Raw genomic sequence first — 17499 nt, 5'->3', positions numbered from 1 at the left:
CACCAAACACTAAATCCTATAGCGGAATGTTGCCATGCTTTTTGCCCGGCCTGGCTTCTTTCTTTGTCCGGAGCATCTCAAGTGCCTGAATCAATTTGATCCGTGTATCACGCGGATCAATGACGTCATCGACCATTCCCTGGCTGGCCGCGACATATGGATTCGCAAATTTATCACGATATTCATTGATTTTTTGCTGTCTTGTCTGGTCAGGATTTTCGCTAATCTGAATCTCCTTGGCGAAAATAATATTTGCGGCTCCCTGTGGTCCCATTACTGCAATTTCGGCATTTGGCCAGGCAAAAACTAGATCTGCCCCGATGGATTTACTGTTCAGGGCAACATATGCTCCCCCATATGCTTTCCGTAAAATAACCGTTAGTTTCGGAACAGTTGCTTCTGAATAAGCATAGAGAATTTTTGCACCGTGGCGGATGATCCCACCATGCTCCTGCTTGATTCCCGGAAAAAATCCTGTCACATCTTCAAAGGTGATAATTGGGATGTTGAAAGAATCGCAGAATCGGATGAATCGAGCTGCTTTGTCGGATGAATTGATATCAAGTCCCCCTGCCATCACCTTTGGCTGGTTGCAGACAAGACCAACAACTTCCCCTTTGATTCTCGCAAGGCCAATCACAATATTTTTGGCGAAATCCTTCTGTATTTCCAAAAATGAACCAGGATCGACAACCTGCTCGATTACGCTGCGCACATCATAAGGCCTGACAGCGTCAAATGGAATCACGTCTGTTAAGTCTGGACGATAGTCATCCTGATCATCTGCTTCAAGACGCGGAGGTTTTTCTTCATAGTTTTGTGGCAGATAGCTTAACAGCATTCTTACCTGCTCCAATGTTTCTTCTTCGGATTGGCCATGGAAATGAGCGTTGCCGCTGATTGTATTATGTACGATGGCACCGCCTAAATCTTCGGCGGAGATTTTTTCACCTGTAACCGTTTCGATTACTTTTGGCCCGGTGATGAACATTTGACTCGTTTTTTCGACCATGAATACAAAGTCAGTAATCGCTGGTGAATACACTGCTCCCCCTGCACAAGGTCCCATAATCGCGGATATTTGGGGGATTACCCCTGAGTAAATGGAATTACGGTAAAAGATCTGACCGTAGCCATCAAGAGAAACGACACCCTCCTGGATCCTTGCTCCGCCGGAATCATTTAATCCGACAAATGGAGCGCCATTTTTGGCGGCAAGATCCATCACATTAGCGATTTTCTTTGCATGCATTTCACCCAACGCACCGCCGAAAACGGTGAAATCCTGAGAAAAAAGATAGATCGCCCGGCCATTTACTTTTCCATAACCAGTGACTACTCCATCCCCGGGTCCCTTTTGATTCTCTAGCCCAAAATCGGTGCTGCGATGCTGGATGAATGGATTCAATTCTACAAAGCTGCCTGGGTCCACAAGTAGTTCGATTCGTTCACGGGCTGTCAGCTTGCCCTTTTCATGCTGTTTTTCAATTCGGTCGTCACCGCCACCCAATTCGATTTCCCTGCGTCGATCATATAATTCATTAATTTTTTCATAGATGTCTGTCATTTTATTCAGCCTCCCTGTTACTCTGGCAAAGTTCGTATAAAATGCTGCCGGTCGATTTCGGGTGCATGAATGCTACAAGTGCTCCGCCTGCACCTTTCTTTGGTACATCCTGAATCATCTTGATCCCGTTTTTCTTCATATCGTCGATTCTGTCCTGGATCGACTCAACTCCTAGGGCAACATGGTGGATCCCCTCCCCACGCTTCTCCATAAAATGGGCAATCGCACTATCCTCTGATAGTGGCTCCAGAAGTTCCAGCTTCGTTTCTCCCGCTTGCAGAAAAGCGACTTTCACCTTTTCGCTGGCCACTTCCTCAATCCCCAGTAATGGCAGCTTCAGTACGTCTGTATAAAACGGGAGGGCATCCTCAAGAGATTTGACAGCAATGCCGATGTGATCAACTTTTTTTATCATCTATTTCCCTCCAACCATTATTTAAAAATAGTTAATTATTTTACTATTCGACAAATTTGTCGCAAAACCTTCTCCTTTACATCGTGAAAAGCGTGATTTTGGTAAAAAGGAGAATATAGACAATATCCTAATCAAAGTGGTTGTTGAAACGGTTCTTGCAAGGTAAAATAATAGAAGGAGAATAGGAAAGTGGAAGGGGGAATTTTTCATGCGGAAACCGAATATCAGAAAAGCAGTCGTTTACGTTATGCTTCTTACTATGCTGGCTTCGACCCTTCTAATGGGCTTAGCTACCTTCCTATAGAGATAAAGAACAAAAAGCGCAAGCGCCTCGAACAGCCCCGACAAGCGCTGCCCGCCGATAACGCCACGTCCTGTGGCTGGCGGATCTAGCACATCCTGTACATCGAGCGGACCGAAGCGACTCGAGGGGCTAGGCGCTGGAGCTGGATTAAGAAAACCACAAGTAGTTATCCACAACTAAATAATTTAATAATTTCCTAAACAGCAAGAAAAGGGCTGTCGTCTGACAGTCCTCATTTTTTTGTTCTGATCGCCCCGTGCTCTTGGCCCAGCTGGAGGAAGCTTTTCTCAGTGGAAGTAATCAGGATTTTTGTTCCCAATGGAATATACTCATAGAGGGAATCAACCGCCTCATTTTGCAGTCTGACACAGCCTTTCGATACTTTTTTTCCTATACTGGAGGGGTCGTTTGTTCCATGTATTCCATAGGTTCGGCCATCTGTGTTTTCCGCGTCAAAACCGATCCATCTGCTACCCAGCGGATTTCGAGGGTCCCCTCCTGGAATATCAAGCTTTCGATAATACGGGTTAGCAGCCTTGACTGTTATGGTGAAAAGACCTTCAGGTGTCAGGTCCGCTGATTTGCCTGTTGCTGCGCTGACAACCGTCTGCACTCTGTTCTCATTGATCAAAGCGACCTCGTTCGTTTTTTTATTTACAATCACAAATGGGTCCCCCGGCAGTGGATTTGTTCCCAACGGCCAGACAGGAGAAAAAATGAAAACTGCAAGAAGCATGGAGATAAACATCGGCATGCTGATCCCTCCGTTGTCTTTTTTTCCGTTAGTTTGCCGCAGCCGGCTGACTTTTATTCTTCCCCGTATTCATACCTTTAAATGACCGTTTTAACAAAAGAAATTGTTCCATTTCATTGACGAAATGAAGCAGGGCAGCCCGCGCCTCGAATTCCTCCCTTGTTTTCGGCAACTCCATATTTTCAAATTCAGCTCTCATCCTCAATAATTTTTCCAGATAAAATACAACCGTATTCCCCGGGTGGATGCCTTTTCCCAAATCCTCGATAAACTCAGCAACCATATTAGCCTGCGCAACGTGCTGAGGAATGGACGTGATCGATGGCAACACTCGCTCAATAATTTCAAATTGCTTTTCTCTTATTTTAAAATACTGATAGTATAAGTTCTCATCTCTCAAAATATTGTTTTCGACATCAAGAATCGCCAGACCAATTGCTTTATCAAGCAAAATGGATGTTTCCGTCAATTCCCTGCCATCCCAAGTGGAATCATTGTTTCGGAGATATTTGGAAATTTCGTTGAAAATTTTCTTGAACAACGCCTCTATTTCACTTTGGTAATGCTCAAGCTTGTAATCGACACTTGGCATATAAAGATTCATGATCAACGCTACCCCAATTCCAATGGTGATGATTCCTAATTCATTGAATAAAAGACTGCCTGTTACATTTCCAGCCGAGTAGAGATGCATGATGATGACGCTGCTCGACACTACTCCCTCTTTTGCCCCAAACATGACAACGGTCGGGATGAAAAACAGCAGCAGCAGTCCAATCACAACTGGATGGTAGGCAATGCCCTCAAAAAACACCGCAGAGAAAGCCATCGCAATAATACAGGCGATAAACCGGTGCCATGATGCTTGTAGCGACCTCTTTTTTGTCACCTGGATGCAGAGAATCGTCAAAATGCCTGCCGAAACAAAATTCTCGAAGCCAAAAAACTGGGCAATGATAATGGAGAGCGCCGTACCAAGTGCTGTTTTTAAAGTCCGATAACCAATTCTGAATTTCACAGTAATTTCTCCTATCAAACCAACTTTTCTCAACTTAAAACTTAATAAAAAGAAGATCATACCATTCAGGATATGATCATTCATAGTTTATCAGATATATCATTGTTATGAAAAGCAAGCTGCCGGTTTTTTTTATAGCATTTTATCAAGAAACTCTTTAGCCCTGCTGCTCTTCGGACTGCTGAAAAATTCAGCTGGTGGCGCATCTTCTACCAGAACTCCGCCATCGAGGAATAGAACGCGGTCCGCCACCTCGCGTGCAAAGCCCATTTCATGTGTGACAATGGCCATCGTCATACCGGTATGAGCCAGCGACTTCATGACCTCTAATACCTCTTTGACCATTTCTGGATCCAGTGCGGAAGTAGGCTCATCGAACAGCATAACACCAGGGTCCATCGCAAGCGCCCGAGCGATCGCTACTCGCTGTTTTTGGCCACCTGACAATCTGCTTGGATATTCATTTGCTTTTTCGGATAGCCCAACTTTTTTCAGCAGTTCTAGACCATGTTTTTCTGCTTCTGACTTGCTAATGCCTTTCACCTTTAATGGTGCATAGGTGATGTTTTGCAGCACGGTCATATGCGGGAATAGATGAAAGTGCTGAAACACCATGCCAACATTCTCGCGGACTTTCATGATATTCGTTTTTTTATCAGTAATATTATCTGCGCCTATTATAATTTTGCCGCTTGTTGGCTGTTCCAGTAAATTGAGACAGCGGAGAAAGGTCGATTTTCCAGAACCTGAAGGACCAATGATGGCAACAACCTCTCCGTTCTTGATTGACGTTGAGATTCCTTTCAGAACTTCAAGACGGCCAAATGATTTATGAAGATTTTGTACGTTAATCACTTTGTCTCAGTCTCCTTTCCACTAGCTTCCCAACGAATGTCAAGGAGATGACCATAAGATAATAGATCATACCGGCAAAAATCATCGGCTCGAAAAATCGGTATTGGTCTCCACCGACAATATATGCTCTCCGCATAATATCATTTGCAGCAATAACCGTTACGATTGCCGATTCCTTCGTCAGGGTGATAAATTCATTCATCAATGCTGGCAGGATATTTTTCAATGCCTGGGGCAGGATGATGTCCCACATCATGCGATTTCCAGGTACACCAAGAGCCTGCGCTGCTTCTTTTTGCCCCTTGTCCACGGCTAAAATACCGGCGCGAATGATTTCGGAAATATAGGCGGCAGAGTTCAAAGAGAAGGAAGCAACAGCAGCATAGTAAGATGATATTTCAAAGCCGATGATCTGCGGAGCTCCGTAATAAATGATCATCAATTGCAGGATGAGCGGAGTCCCTCTGAAGATGGATGTATAAATATCCGCAAACCAATGGAGCGCCTTGTATTTGCTGATTTTAAAAATCGCAAGGATGATACCGAACGCAAAGCCCAGAAGACCTGCTACTAAAACGATTTTCAGTGTCACGCCGATTCCCTTTAAAATATAAGGCAATGAAGGGAGGATGGCGGTAAAATCAAGATCCATATTGTTAACAGCCCTCTCTGTCTAATTCATGAAGGAGAAAGGCGCCCAGAAGACATAAGCATTCTGAACGCCTGTTTTGCTTTTTACTTTTCTCCGCCAAACCATTTAACGATCAACTTGTCTACTTCCCCATTCTCCATCTTTTCTTTCAGAACCTTGTTGAAATCCGCGGTCAGTTTGCTTCCTTTAGGGAATGCAATAGCTGAACCTGCTTCTTCTTCGCTTCCACCTTCCAGTGTGAATCCTTCCAAGTCAGGATTATTGTCAAAATATCCTTTCGCTACAGTATCTTCAATAATCGCTGCGTCGATGCGTCCAGCTTTGATTTCCTGAACGAGTTCAGGAATTCTTGTCCGCTTTTCGATTTTGATATCGACTGTTTCCGCAATTTTTCCAGCTTCTTCTTCCTGAACGGAGGATAGCTGAACTCCAACGGTCTTTCCTGCTAGGTCTTCGATTGATTTAATATTGCTGTCTTTTGCAGAAACGATCATATGCTGTGCTGTATAGTAAACATCCGAGAAGTCGACGCTCTTTTTCCGTTCCGGAGTAGGAGTCATACCTGCCATGACAAAGTCTACGCTATCTGCCTGGATTGCACCAATAAGGCCGTTGAAATCCATGTCCTTGATTTCAATTTTATAGCCTAACTCATTTGCGATCAGGTTAGCTAAATCCACGTCAAACCCAATGATTTCATCGCTTTTTGCTGTGTCCACGTATTCAAATGGCGGGTAATCCGCTGACGTTCCCATTTTCAAGATCTTCTTTTCTTCTCCGCCGCTACCTGAAGTGTTTTCAGGGCTTGTTCCGCATGCAGCAAGAACTGCCATCATCAACATGCCAATGATTCCTATTGCAACTGTCTTTTTCACTTGTCTTCCCCCTATTTATAACAGATATTTTATCAATATACTACTGTTCAATCTATTTCTCTAAGCGATCGAACTAATATTTATTAACTAAAGTGTATTTTAACACATATTAATAATTATGCAATAATATTTTTCTTTATAAATTAACTGTTTTTTTTAGTGAAAAAGACCCCGGAAAACCGAGATCCTTTTTCATTTATACTTCTTCGCAATAATCTTCGAATGCTTCTTGCAGTTTATTTACTACCTGCATTGGATCGTGGCCTTCAATTTCGTGGCGCTCGATCATTCTGCAAAGCTTTCCATCCTTCAAAAGGGCAAAGGAAGGAGAGGAAGGCGGAAATCCGGTGAAATAGCTGCGGGCCTTTTCTGTCGCTTCTTTATCCTGGCCGGCAAAAACAGTAACAAGTTGGTCAGGACGCTTATCGTAGTGCAGCGCATGCGTGGCCGCTGGACGAGCGATGCCTCCAGCACATCCGCAAACGGAATTCACCATGACCAGCGTTGTCCCCTTTTTAGCAATAGCCTGTTCTACATCTTCGCTAGTGGTCAGTTCTGTATATCCAGCTGCCACAATTTCCTGGCGTGCCTGACGGACTACATCATTCATGAAAAAATTAAAATCCATGCTCATTGAAATCTCTCCTCTGCTAGGAATTATTTAGTACTTCACTAATGATACCAACTAACGTAAATTTTTCAAAGTAAGTTTAACTTTCCGGAAATCCGGGAAAGGTAACAACACAGCTAGATCCATACCCCTAAACTCCCTAAATGGAGGACAACGGCATATGCTGTTGTCCGCTTTTTTTGAATCATGCTCTATTATTTTCTGGCTTCAAAATAGGCTTTGAATAACTCGTCGACGCCAGAGGCAACGGGCGTGTTACCTGATATCACTTCATTTTTAATTTTTGGAAGCAAACTTTTGACAGCAGGGTGCTGAAAAAAATTCATCTGAAGCTGGTCGATGATTAGATCATTCAGCCATTCCTTTATCTGAAACCTTCTTCTCTCCTCAAAAACACCGCTTTCCTTAGTAAGGCTCTTGAAGTTTGAGATCCTATTCCATATTTCGTCGTTCCCTTTGTCGTGCAACGCTGAGCTCGTTAAAGCGGTCGTTTGCCAACCCTTTGTTGCCGGCTGCAGGAAAGGAAGAATTCGGTTATATTCTTCTTTTGTCTTTTTGGCCGCCTGTTCATTTTGACCATCTGCTTTATTGACTATAACACAATCCGCAAGTTCCATGATTCCTTTTTTCATGCCTTGAAGTTCGTCCCCTGCACCGGTGAGGACAAGCAGCAGGAAGAAATCGACCATATCCCTGACGATGACTTCGCTCTGTCCGACCCCGACCGTTTCAACGAGGATCACATCGAAGCCTGCTGCTTCACAGATTAACATCGTTTCCCTCGTTTTCCGGTGTACTCCTCCAAGTTTCCCTCCAGATGGGGAGGGACGGATGAAAGCTCGTGGATTTCTTGCAAGCTTTTCCATCCTTGTCTTATCTCCTAAGATACTTCCGCCCGTTACAGTTGAGGTAGGGTCCACGGCAAGTACTGCAACCTTGTGTCCTAGGTCGCATAGATAGCTGCCGAAACTCTCAATAAACGTACTCTTCCCAGCTCCCGGAACACCTGTAATGCCTATCCTAATGGAATTTCCCGAATCAGTTAGGAGATGTTGCAATAGCAATTGGGCGTATTGAAAATCACGTTCTGCGTTGCTTTCAATCAAGGTGATTCCTTTTGCCAGCGCGGTTCTGTTTCCGCCTCTGATTTCCACTGCAAGGGTATAAGGATCTATTTTACGGTTTGCTGTTTTCTTAACGAAACGTCCTGTTTTAACAGGATATTCGTCCCCAGGATCATTCCCTGAAACACCGGGCTTCAAGGTGCTTGAAAAGAAATCAGCCTTTTTCGGTTCATACCATTCTGGCCTTTTTTCGTCCTTCATTATTGGGACACTTCCTCATAGCCCAAGCGTTCATAGATTGTCCGCAACACTTTTTGGGCTGCAATCGGTATGATTGTTCCTGGCCCAAAAATCGCGCTGGCTCCGTTGTCATATAAAAACTGGTAGTCCTGTGCAGGGATGACTCCGCCGACTAGGACAACAATATCCTCACGGCCCAGCTTTTTCAGTTCATGAACGAGCTGGGGCAACAGCGTTTTATGCCCTGCTGCCAGCGAGCTGATCCCTATGGCGTGGACATCGTTTTCCACTGCCTGGATGGCTGTTTCTTCCGGTGTCTGGAACAACGGGCCGATATCGACATCGAAGCCTAAGTCTGCAAATGCGGTTGAAATGACTTTAGCCCCCCTGTCATGGCCATCCTGCCCCATCTTTGCTACCATAATTCTCGGTCGGCGCCCCTCATTTTCGAGGAATTCCTTTGTCATTTGCTGGACTTCTAAAATTTCTTCTTCATTTGTGAAGGCGGCACTGTATACGCCGCTCACTGACCGAATGACTGCTTTATGCCTTCCTGCCGCTTTTTCAATGGCATCTGAAATCTCTCCAAGCGTCGCCCGTGCCCGAGCGGCCCTTACAGCATACTCCAGAAGATTGCCTTCCCCAGTTTCAGCTACAGCAGCCAAATCCATTAAAGCAACTGCAACTCTTTCACTATCACGATTTTCTTTCAGCTGCTTGAGCCTTTCGAGCTGTTTTGCGCGAACAGCAGAGTTATCAATATCGAGGATTTCAAGCGGATCCTCCTGGTCAAGCCTGTATTTATTCACGCCGATAATTATTTCTTTGCCAGAGTCAATCTGGGCCTGACGTCTTGCAGCTGCTTCTTCAATGCGCATCTTTGGTAAACCAGTTTCGATTGCTTTGGCCATCCCGCCAAGATTCTCAATCTCTTCGATATGCGCCCAAGCTCTCTCAATCAGCGCATCTGTCAGGCTTTCTACATAATAGCTACCCGCCCATGGATCAATCACTTTTGTGATTCCGGTCTCTTCCTGCAAAAACAATTGGGTGTTGCGGGCAATGCGGGCCGAGAAATCTGTTGGCAGCGCAATCGCTTCATCAAGCGCATTGGTATGCAGGGATTGTGTATGGCCCATTGCTGCTGCATGTGCCTCCACTAATGTTCGGATGACATTATTATAGGGGTCCTGCTCAGTCAGGCTCCATCCTGAAGTCTGGGAATGGGTCCTCAAAGCCATTGACTTTTCATTTTTGGGATGGAACGTATTGATCATTTTTGCCCAAATGTATCTCGCCGCCCTCATTTTGGCGACTTCCATAAAATAGTTCATGCCGATCGCCCAGAAGAAGCTTAATCTCGGGGCGAATGAATCGATATCAATGCCAGCTTTCAAACCTGTCCGCACATATTCAAGGCCATCAGCCAGGGTATAAGCAAGTTCAATATCCGCCGGCGCTCCGGCTTCCTGCATATGATAGCCTGAAATACTGATTGAATTAAATTTAGGCATGTATTGGGATGTGTACTCAAAAATATCAGCGATGATTTTCATGGACATTTCCGGCGGGTAAATATAGGTGTTTCTGACCATGTACTCCTTCAAAATATCATTTTGGATCGTGCCGGATAATTGTTCCTGCGTCACACCTTGTTCCTCGGCTGTAACGATAAAAAATGCCATGATCGGCAGGACTGCTCCGTTCATTGTCATTGACACAGACATCTGGTCAAGCGGAATTTCATCAAACAGAATTTTCATATCCAGGATGGAGTCAATCGCGACACCTGCCTTTCCAACGTCCCCTTCCACCCGCGGATGATCCGAATCATATCCCCTATGAGTGGCAAGGTCAAAGGCAACAGACAAACCTTTTTGTCCCATCGCAAGGTTCCGTCTGTAAAATGCGTTGCTTTCTTCCGCAGTGGAAAAGCCCGCATACTGTCTTACCGTCCATGGGCGGTTTACATACATCGCTGGATATGGCCCCCTTGTGTAAGGCGGAAGACCAGGCATGCCATCCAGATGCTTAACAGATTCAACATCTTCTTTTGTATATACACCCTTTACCTTGATTTGTTCATTTGTCTCAAACAACAAGTCTTCAAGCTTTTCTTTAATAGGAGTGTCAACCTGCTCCTTGCCTTCCTTTTTTTCATCAGCAAATAAGGTGATTTTTGTGAAATCAGGCTTTCGCATTGTTGCCTTCCTCCATTTCTTGAAGAATCGATGATAGGGACTGGTAAGCATTGCTTCTTACATGCAGAAAATCCCCGATTCCAGCAGTGTTCCATTCGCTTGCTTTTTTCTCCGGGATACCTGCGAGATAAAGCTTTACATCATATTTCTTCATGATCTCAAGCGCCAGCTTGGGACCAAATGAGTGATAGGAAGCCTGGTCCCCACAGATGACAAATTGTTTTACACTCGATGCTTTAATGAAATCCAGCGCTTCCTGAACTGTATAGATCTCGTCGCTCTTTAGCGTATAAATTCCACCCGCTGATAAAAGACCAGTAATGAAATCGGCCCTTGGCTTATGTTTTTTCAACTGGTTAAGACAGAGTAAACCAACTACTGGACGCTGCCCTATTTTCTCCAGAACCTTTGCCCTGAATCTTAGTTTCTCAAATGGTTGTGATAAACGTTTCGGTTCTAGTCGTGTAAAACTTTGTTCAATGTCTTCAAACCCTGTTAATAGCGGCTCTTCTGATTCAATCATTTTTTTACAGTCACGAAGTGTGCCTCCAAAATATGGACGATTACTGTTCTGTACTTCTGGCTGGCGAACTGTTTCTGATAGATTGGCATACACATTTGTCCCGACGATGCTCGTTTTCCGTTTAAACAGATCCTCTTCCCTAGCATGTGCCGTCTTGTCAATCTGTTCATGAAGCCAACCGGACTTCAAGGCCTGATAAATGCCTCCCCTGCTATCCAACTCAAGGAATAGATCCCATGCTTTTTCAGCTAGTTCATTAGTCAAGGATTCCAAGTACCAAGATCCTCCAGCAGGATCGGCTACTTTTTCGAGATGCGCCTCTGCTTTCAGGATTAGTTGTGTGTTGCGGGCCACCCTTTCAGAGAAGGTGCTGACGGTTCCCATTGCTTCCTCGAAGCTTCCTGTGTGCAGGTACTGTATGCCGCCCAGCACTGCAGCAAAAGCTTCATTCCCAGTCCTGAGCATGTTTACATACGGATCAAAAATCGTTTTCGTATACGTTGAAGTCTCAGCTGATAGAACCATTTTCTGGTCTTCAGGTTCAGCACCGTATGCTTCCGCTATTTTACTCCATACAATCCTGGCAGCCCTGAGCTTGGCTGTTTCCATGAAGAAGTTCGAGCCGATCGCAAAATGGAACACAAATTTTGACAACGCTTTCTTCGATTCCCAGCCCTGGTCAAGCAATTGCTGCAGCAAGTATGCCCCAGTAGCAATGCTGGCAGCGAGTTCCTGCACCGCACTTGCACCGCTGTCATGATAAGGAACGGTATGGACGAGCACTGTTTTTAGTTGTGGCCATTGCTGGTCTGCTTCCTTCAGCATCCTTGCCCATTCAGCAAAAAATATCTTTTCTTTTTTTGGCAATCCCCCATTTAGACTTGCTTCAGCAACAGGATCCGCCGCGACAAATCCTGAAACCTTCCTTGAAGTCCCTTCCTCTTGGCAAGCAACAGACAATGCCGCAAGAAGCGGTGTTTGAAGCAATCCTGCATTCAAACTTAAAGGGTAGTTATTTTTAAAAGAAGCGAAGAATTCTGCCAATCCACGAGGGTCCATGAACAAATTGGGCTTTACTTCAAAGGAAATCGCGGTTTGACCCTTTGCTAAAGCAGCGTGCATTTTTTCTTTCAGTTCCGTTACATCCTTGTAAGAAAGACGATTTGCTATATGCCAGGTTACAGATTGGTATCCTAATGGTTCGATTCCGCGCCTGTAGTCTGGTGTGCCGGGAAGTGCTCCGGTCCATCCGTCAGGTAAATCGGCTTTTGTATAAAGAGGTTTAAGAATGATCTCTTCATATGTATCGGTATAAAGCGATTGAATTGATTTCTCTTTAAGTGAAGCAGCAGCTTTTTTTTGCCAATCATCTAATTCTGCCTTATGAAATGCAGCAGCCTTCATACTCTCGATTGTCATATAATTCCCTGTCTATCGTTCAGACAGTCTTCCCTCCTTCACTTGGAATTGTGATAAAATTCTAATTTTTAATTTCTCTTTTATTTTAGTATACGAATGCTTTTCTAGCAACGAATGACTTTTTCCTATTTACATAGGAAAACGCCCAGAACTAGTTCTGGGCGTTTTTAGAGCTGAATTAATAGATGGAAGTCGTCTCTTTTGATGTATTTTCCAGGATTTCTTTTACCCTTGCCAGGAATCGTCCGCAAACAAGGCCATCCAGGACACGATGGTCAAGGGACAGGCATAAATTCACCATATCGCGAACTGCGATCATGCCATTGTTCATCACGACAGGGCGCTTAACGATTGATTCTACCTGAAGAATCGCAGCCTGTGGGTAATTGATAATACCCATTGACTGAACGGAACCGAACGAGCCTGTGTTGTTGACGGTAAAGGTTCCGCCTTGCATATCCTCGGAACGAAGCTTTCCAGTACGTACCTTTTGGGCAAGTTCATTGATTTCGCGACCAATGCCTTTAATTGTTTTTTCGTCTGCGTTTTTTATGACAGGTACGAACAACGCATCATCCGTCGCAACCGCGATGGAAAGATTAATCTCTTTTTTCTGGATAATCTTGTCGCCAGCCCACATCGAATTGATTTGTGGGAATTCCTTCAATGCCTGGGCGACAGCTTTTACGAAGAAGGCAAAGAACGTAAGGTTGAAACCTTCTTTTTTGTTGAAATGATCCTTTAGGCTATTTCTGTATTCCACAAGATTCGTAACGTCCACTTCGACCATAGTCCAAGCATGCGGAACTTCATGCTTGCTGCGTAGCATATTCGCAGCAATCGCCTTGCGAACTCCAGTCACCGGAATTTCGATGTCACCAGCAGCAACTGGTACAGAAGGAGCTTCCGGTGCTACTGGCTGAGATGGTGCTGCCGGCTTGGCTGGAGCATCTGTGTTTTCAGAAGCTTGAACCTTAGGTGCATCGGCAGCTGGCTGAGGGATGTTTCCGGATTGAATGATTTGCTGAAGATCCTTCCGCGTAATTCTTCCGTCTGCCCCGGTTCCATTCACCATAGTCAAGTCGATAGCATGTTCCTGAGCAAGCTTTAAGACGGCTGGTGAATATCTTGCTTTATTTCCTTCCTTGCCGCCGACAGCAGCAGGTGCAGCGTTCTCTATTAAAGCTTCTGCTGCAGACTCCTCTGCCACTGGAGCTTCGTCGGTGCTGCCGCCATCTACTTCCATAGTGCAAATAATTTCACCAATTGCAAAAGTATCTCCTTCATTTGCAATCAATTCTTTAATTGTCCCCGTATAGGAAGATGGTACCTCAGCATTTACCTTGTCGGTCATGACTTCGGCAAGCGGATCGTATTTACTTACTTTATCACCAACAGAGACCAGCCATTTGCTGATCGTTCCTTCTGTAACACTCTCACCTAATTGAGGCATTTTGATTTGTTCGATCGCCACAGATAGACCCTCCTTCTGGATTTAAAATTCAGCAAGCTCTCTCATTGCTTTTTCCACTTTATCCGGGTTGATCATGAAGTATTTTTCCATTGTAGGAGCATATGGCATAGCAGGAACATCCGGGCCAGCCAGTCTCTTGATCGGAGCATCAAGTTCGAATAAGCAGTTTTCCGCTATAATCGCAGATACTTCACTAATAATGCTGCCTTCTTTCGTGTCTTCCGTTATCAAAAGAACTTTTCCTGTTTTAGAAGCAGCTTCCATGATAGCTTCCTTATCCAATGGGTATACAGTGCGAAGGTCGAGGATGTGAGCAGAAATTCCATTCTTTGCGAGCTTTTCAGCAGCCTGTAGTGCAAAATGAACAGCGAGGCCATATGTAATAACAGTGATGTCTTCCCCTTCACGCTTCACATCTGCTTTACCGATTGGCAAAACATAATCATCTTCTGGAACTTCTCCCTTAATCAATCGATAAGCACGCTTGTGTTCAAAGAACAATACTGGATCCTCATCCCTGATCGCCGCCTTCAACAGTCCTTTCACATCATAAGGTGTGGATGGCATGACAATTTTCAAACCAGGCTGATTCGCGAAAACCGCCTCCACCGACTGTGAATGGTAAAGCGCACCGTGGACGCCGCCGCCGTAAGGAGCACGAATGACCATCGGACAGCTCCAGTCGTTGTTAGATCGGTACCGTATCTTCGCAGCTTCAGAAATGATCTGGTTGACAGCAGGCATGATGAAATCAGCAAACTGCATTTCAGCAATTGGGCGCATGCCATACATTGCTGCACCAATACCGACTCCAGCGATTGCTGACTCTGCAAGAGGAGTATCAATAACCCGATCATCGCCAAACTTCTCGTACAGGCCTTGCGTTGCTTTGAACACTCCGCCTTTCCTTCCAACGTCTTCCCCGAGAACAAAAACTCTCGGATCTCTTTCCATTTCTTCCTTTATTGCCATTGTTACAGCCTCTATATAAGAAATTACCGCCATTTTCGTTCCTCCTCACTCTTCAGCATAAACGTATTTTAATGCATGTTCAGGCTCTGCATACGGAGCGTTTTCAGCGTAATCTGTTGCTTCGTTCACCAATTTCATGATCTTGTCATTGATCGCTTTTTCGCTCTCCTCATCCATTAGGCCACTCTCTTTCAGATAAGCACCAAACGTGATGATTGGATCTTTTGTCTTCGCTATTGCAACTTCATCGGACGTACGGTAGCTTCTGTCGTCATCATCAGAAGAATGTGGTGTCAGACGGTACGAAACCGCTTCGACCAGCGTCGGGCCTTCGCCAAGGCGTCCGCGGTCTGCAGCTTCCTTGACCGCTTTGTATACTTCGAGCGGATCATTCCCATCAACGGTTACGCCAGGCATTCCATATCCGATCGCTCGATCAGATACCTTCTCGGCAGCAACCTGCCTTTCATAAGGGACTGAGATTGCATACTTATTATTTTCAACCATAAAGATAACAGGAAGCTTATGAACTCCAGCAAAGTTAGCCCCTTCATGGAAATCACCCTGATTGGATGATCCTTCACCAAATGTAACCAATGTAACAATGTCTTTCTTCTCCATTTTCCCCGCGAGAGCAATGCCGACAGCATGAGGAACCTGCGTTGTTACCGGTGAAGAACCTGTAACGATCCTGTTTTTCTTTTGTCCAAAATGCCCTGGCATTTGGCGCCCACCAGAGTTAGGGTCTTCCGCCTTGGCAAAACCAGAAAGCATCAAATCCTTTGCTGTCATGCCAAAAGTTAAGACAACTCCCATATCACGATAATAAGGAAGCACATAGTCCTTGTCGCGATCAAGCGCAAAAGCAGCTCCCACCTGTGCTGCCTCCTGCCCCTGACAGGAAATTACAAACGGAATTTTCCCGGAGCGGTTCAACAACCACATCCGCTCATCGAGGCGGCGGGCCAACAGCATTGTTTCATACATTTCCATAACCCTTTCATCACTTAAGCCAACTGCAGCGTGACGATTTTCTGCCATGTTTATTCCTCCCATGCTTTTTTCCTTCGAAAAATAGTTCTTGTTCTAAAAAATTTAAGAATGGATTGCTTTTCCTTCAACAGCTAAGGCGGCTTCTCCAATAGCTTCCGATAATGTCGGATGCGGATGGATTGTATGCGCAACTTCCCAAGGTGTCGCATCCAGTACTTTTGCAAGGCCTGCTTCCGAAATCATATCCGTTACGTGCGGACCGATCATATGCACCCCAAGAATGTCGTTCGTTGCCTTGTCAGCTATGATTTTTACAAAACCATCTGATTCTCCATATACAAGTGCTTTTCCTATAGCTTTGAAAGAGAACTTTCCAGTCTTTACTTCAAAACCTTTTTCCTTCGCTTCATCCTCTGTCAGCCCTACGCTTGCAGCTTCAGGAGAGCTATAGATGCATTTAGAAACAAGCGTATAATCGATTGGATCCGGGTTTCCTCCGGCAATATGCTCCACTGCTACGATTCCTTCATGTGAAGCTACGTGAGCAAGCTGCAGACCGCCGATGACATCCCCAATTGCATAAATATGGGACTCTTTTGTCTGGAAAAACTCGTTTGTCTGAAGATAGCCTTTTTCTAGCTCGATTTCTGTATTCTCCAGTCCAATTCCTTCCACATTCGCTTGACGTCCAACAGAAACAAGTAATTTTTCAGCAAAAAATTCTTTCGTTTCACCCTTCACTTCAGCACCAATGCTGACACCATCACCCTTTTTCAATGTTTCCGAAAGGACTTTGGCACTCGTTATGATTTTCACGCCTTTTTTCTTCATCGCGCGCTGCATTTCCCTAGAGACTTCTTTATCTTCCGTTGGAACGATGCGATCAGCATACTCAATGACAGTAACTTCTGTCCCGAAATCCGCGAGCATCGACGCCCATTCTATTCCGATGACTCCCCCGCCGACGATGATGATCGATTTAGGAAGTTCTTCCATGACAAGCGCTTCATCAGAAGTCATGACATATTGGCCGTCAGCTTCAAGCCCTGGAAGCGTACGCGGACGGGATCCAGTTGCAACGATGACATTCTTAGGCAGAAGCATCTCATTCTCTTCCCCATTGTTCATTTCAACGGAAATGGTTCCCGGCATAGGCGAAAATATCGAAGGTCCGAGGATTCTTCCCAACCCTTCATAAACATCGATTTTCCCCTGTTTCATCAAGTGATGGACACCTTTATGTAGCTGTTCGACAATCTTTTCTTTTCTCTCCTGAACCTTGGTGAAATTCACGGTGACCTCACCGACAGTAATACCGAAGGTTTCACTATTCTTTGCAGTCGCATAAACTTCAGCACTTCTGAGCAATGCCTTACTTGGTATACAGCCTTTATGCAGGCAAGTTCCGCCCAGCTTTCCTTTTTCAACAATGGCAGTTTTCAGGCCAAGCTGTGAAGCCCTGATTGCTGCTACATATCCGCCTGTACCGCCACCAAGAATGACCAAATCATATTCTTGAGTCATCTGTACCCCTCCTCTAAT

16 protein-coding genes are annotated in these 17499 nt (G+C 45.0%); 1 reads left to right on the top strand and 15 read right to left on the bottom strand.

What is annotated here, in order from left to right:
* Positions 1-16 precede the first annotated feature (16 nt).
* Entirely contained in the window at positions 17-1567 is a 1551-nt protein-coding gene (locus J2S25_RS09550) for an acyl-CoA carboxylase subunit beta (protein ID WP_044391104.1), read from the bottom strand.
* Between the two features lies 1 nt (position 1568).
* A complete protein-coding gene (gene mce / locus J2S25_RS09545; protein WP_044391105.1) occupies positions 1569-1982 on the bottom strand; it encodes a methylmalonyl-CoA epimerase in 414 nt (137 codons plus the stop codon).
* Positions 1983-2190: 208 nt separating this feature from the next.
* Between mce and prli42 the strand changes: the two genes are divergently transcribed.
* Positions 2191-2286, top strand: coding sequence for a stressosome-associated protein Prli42 (gene prli42, locus J2S25_RS20040; RefSeq protein WP_157841607.1), 96 nt, complete (start codon positions 2191-2193; stop codon positions 2284-2286).
* Positions 2287-2518: 232 nt separating this feature from the next.
* Here prli42 and J2S25_RS09535 read toward each other — a convergent pair whose 3' ends face one another.
* From J2S25_RS09535 to lpdA, 13 genes are all read right to left on the bottom strand, one after another.
* A complete protein-coding gene (locus J2S25_RS09535) occupies positions 2519-3040 on the bottom strand; it encodes a L,D-transpeptidase (protein WP_044393786.1) in 522 nt (173 codons plus the stop codon).
* 28 nt (positions 3041-3068) lie between these two features.
* On the bottom strand, positions 3069-4058 hold the full coding sequence (locus J2S25_RS09530; RefSeq protein WP_044393784.1) for an aromatic acid exporter family protein: 990 nt from the start codon (positions 4056-4058) through the stop codon (positions 3069-3071).
* 132 nt (positions 4059-4190) lie between these two features.
* Positions 4191-4913: an amino acid ABC transporter ATP-binding protein gene (locus tag J2S25_RS09525; protein WP_044393782.1), complete on the bottom strand. Its 723-nt coding sequence runs from the start codon at positions 4911-4913 to the stop codon at positions 4191-4193.
* Positions 4906-5565, bottom strand: a complete 660-nt coding sequence (locus tag J2S25_RS09520) for an amino acid ABC transporter permease (RefSeq protein ID WP_044393780.1) — start codon at positions 5563-5565, stop codon at positions 4906-4908. The genes J2S25_RS09525 and J2S25_RS09520 overlap by 8 nt, the downstream gene beginning before the upstream one ends.
* Before the next feature lie 83 nt (positions 5566-5648).
* On the bottom strand, positions 5649-6440 hold the full coding sequence (locus J2S25_RS09515; RefSeq protein WP_044393778.1) for a transporter substrate-binding domain-containing protein: 792 nt from the start codon (positions 6438-6440) through the stop codon (positions 5649-5651).
* Positions 6441-6636: 196 nt separating this feature from the next.
* Complete coding sequence (locus J2S25_RS09510; protein ID WP_044393776.1) at positions 6637-7074, bottom strand: BrxA/BrxB family bacilliredoxin; 438 nt, start codon at positions 7072-7074, stop codon at positions 6637-6639.
* A gap of 191 nt (positions 7075-7265) precedes the next feature.
* Positions 7266-8396, bottom strand: a complete 1131-nt coding sequence (meaB, locus tag J2S25_RS09505) for a methylmalonyl Co-A mutase-associated GTPase MeaB (protein ID WP_307191770.1) — start codon at positions 8394-8396, stop codon at positions 7266-7268.
* Positions 8396-10576, bottom strand: coding sequence for a methylmalonyl-CoA mutase (scpA, locus tag J2S25_RS09500; protein WP_044393772.1), 2181 nt, complete (start codon positions 10574-10576; stop codon positions 8396-8398). Before scpA ends, meaB begins: the two co-directional genes overlap by 1 nt.
* Positions 10563-12518: a methylmalonyl-CoA mutase family protein gene (locus J2S25_RS09495; protein ID WP_307191769.1), complete on the bottom strand. Its 1956-nt coding sequence runs from the start codon at positions 12516-12518 to the stop codon at positions 10563-10565. Before J2S25_RS09495 ends, scpA begins: the two co-directional genes overlap by 14 nt.
* Positions 12519-12696: 178 nt before the next feature.
* Entirely contained in the window at positions 12697-13992 is a 1296-nt protein-coding gene (locus tag J2S25_RS09490) for a dihydrolipoamide acetyltransferase family protein (protein WP_044393768.1), read from the bottom strand.
* 21 nt (positions 13993-14013) lie between these two features.
* Positions 14014-14997 (bottom strand): alpha-ketoacid dehydrogenase subunit beta, encoded by a 984-nt coding sequence (locus J2S25_RS09485; RefSeq protein WP_044393767.1) that lies wholly within the window; start codon positions 14995-14997, stop codon positions 14014-14016.
* Positions 14998-15009: 12 nt separating this feature from the next.
* On the bottom strand, positions 15010-16005 hold the full coding sequence (locus J2S25_RS09480; RefSeq protein WP_307191768.1) for a thiamine pyrophosphate-dependent dehydrogenase E1 component subunit alpha: 996 nt from the start codon (positions 16003-16005) through the stop codon (positions 15010-15012).
* 54 nt (positions 16006-16059) lie between these two features.
* A complete protein-coding gene (lpdA, locus tag J2S25_RS09475) occupies positions 16060-17481 on the bottom strand; it encodes a dihydrolipoyl dehydrogenase (protein ID WP_044393763.1) in 1422 nt (473 codons plus the stop codon).
* Positions 17482-17499 lie beyond the last annotated feature (18 nt).

It is taken from the genome of Mesobacillus stamsii, from assembly GCF_030814065.1.
In the GTDB taxonomy this organism is placed as follows: domain Bacteria; phylum Bacillota; class Bacilli; order Bacillales; family Cytobacillaceae; genus Mesobacillus; species Mesobacillus stamsii.
The sequence above is the reverse complement of the archived record's forward strand: the minus strand, read 5'-3'. Positions and strand labels throughout refer to the sequence as shown.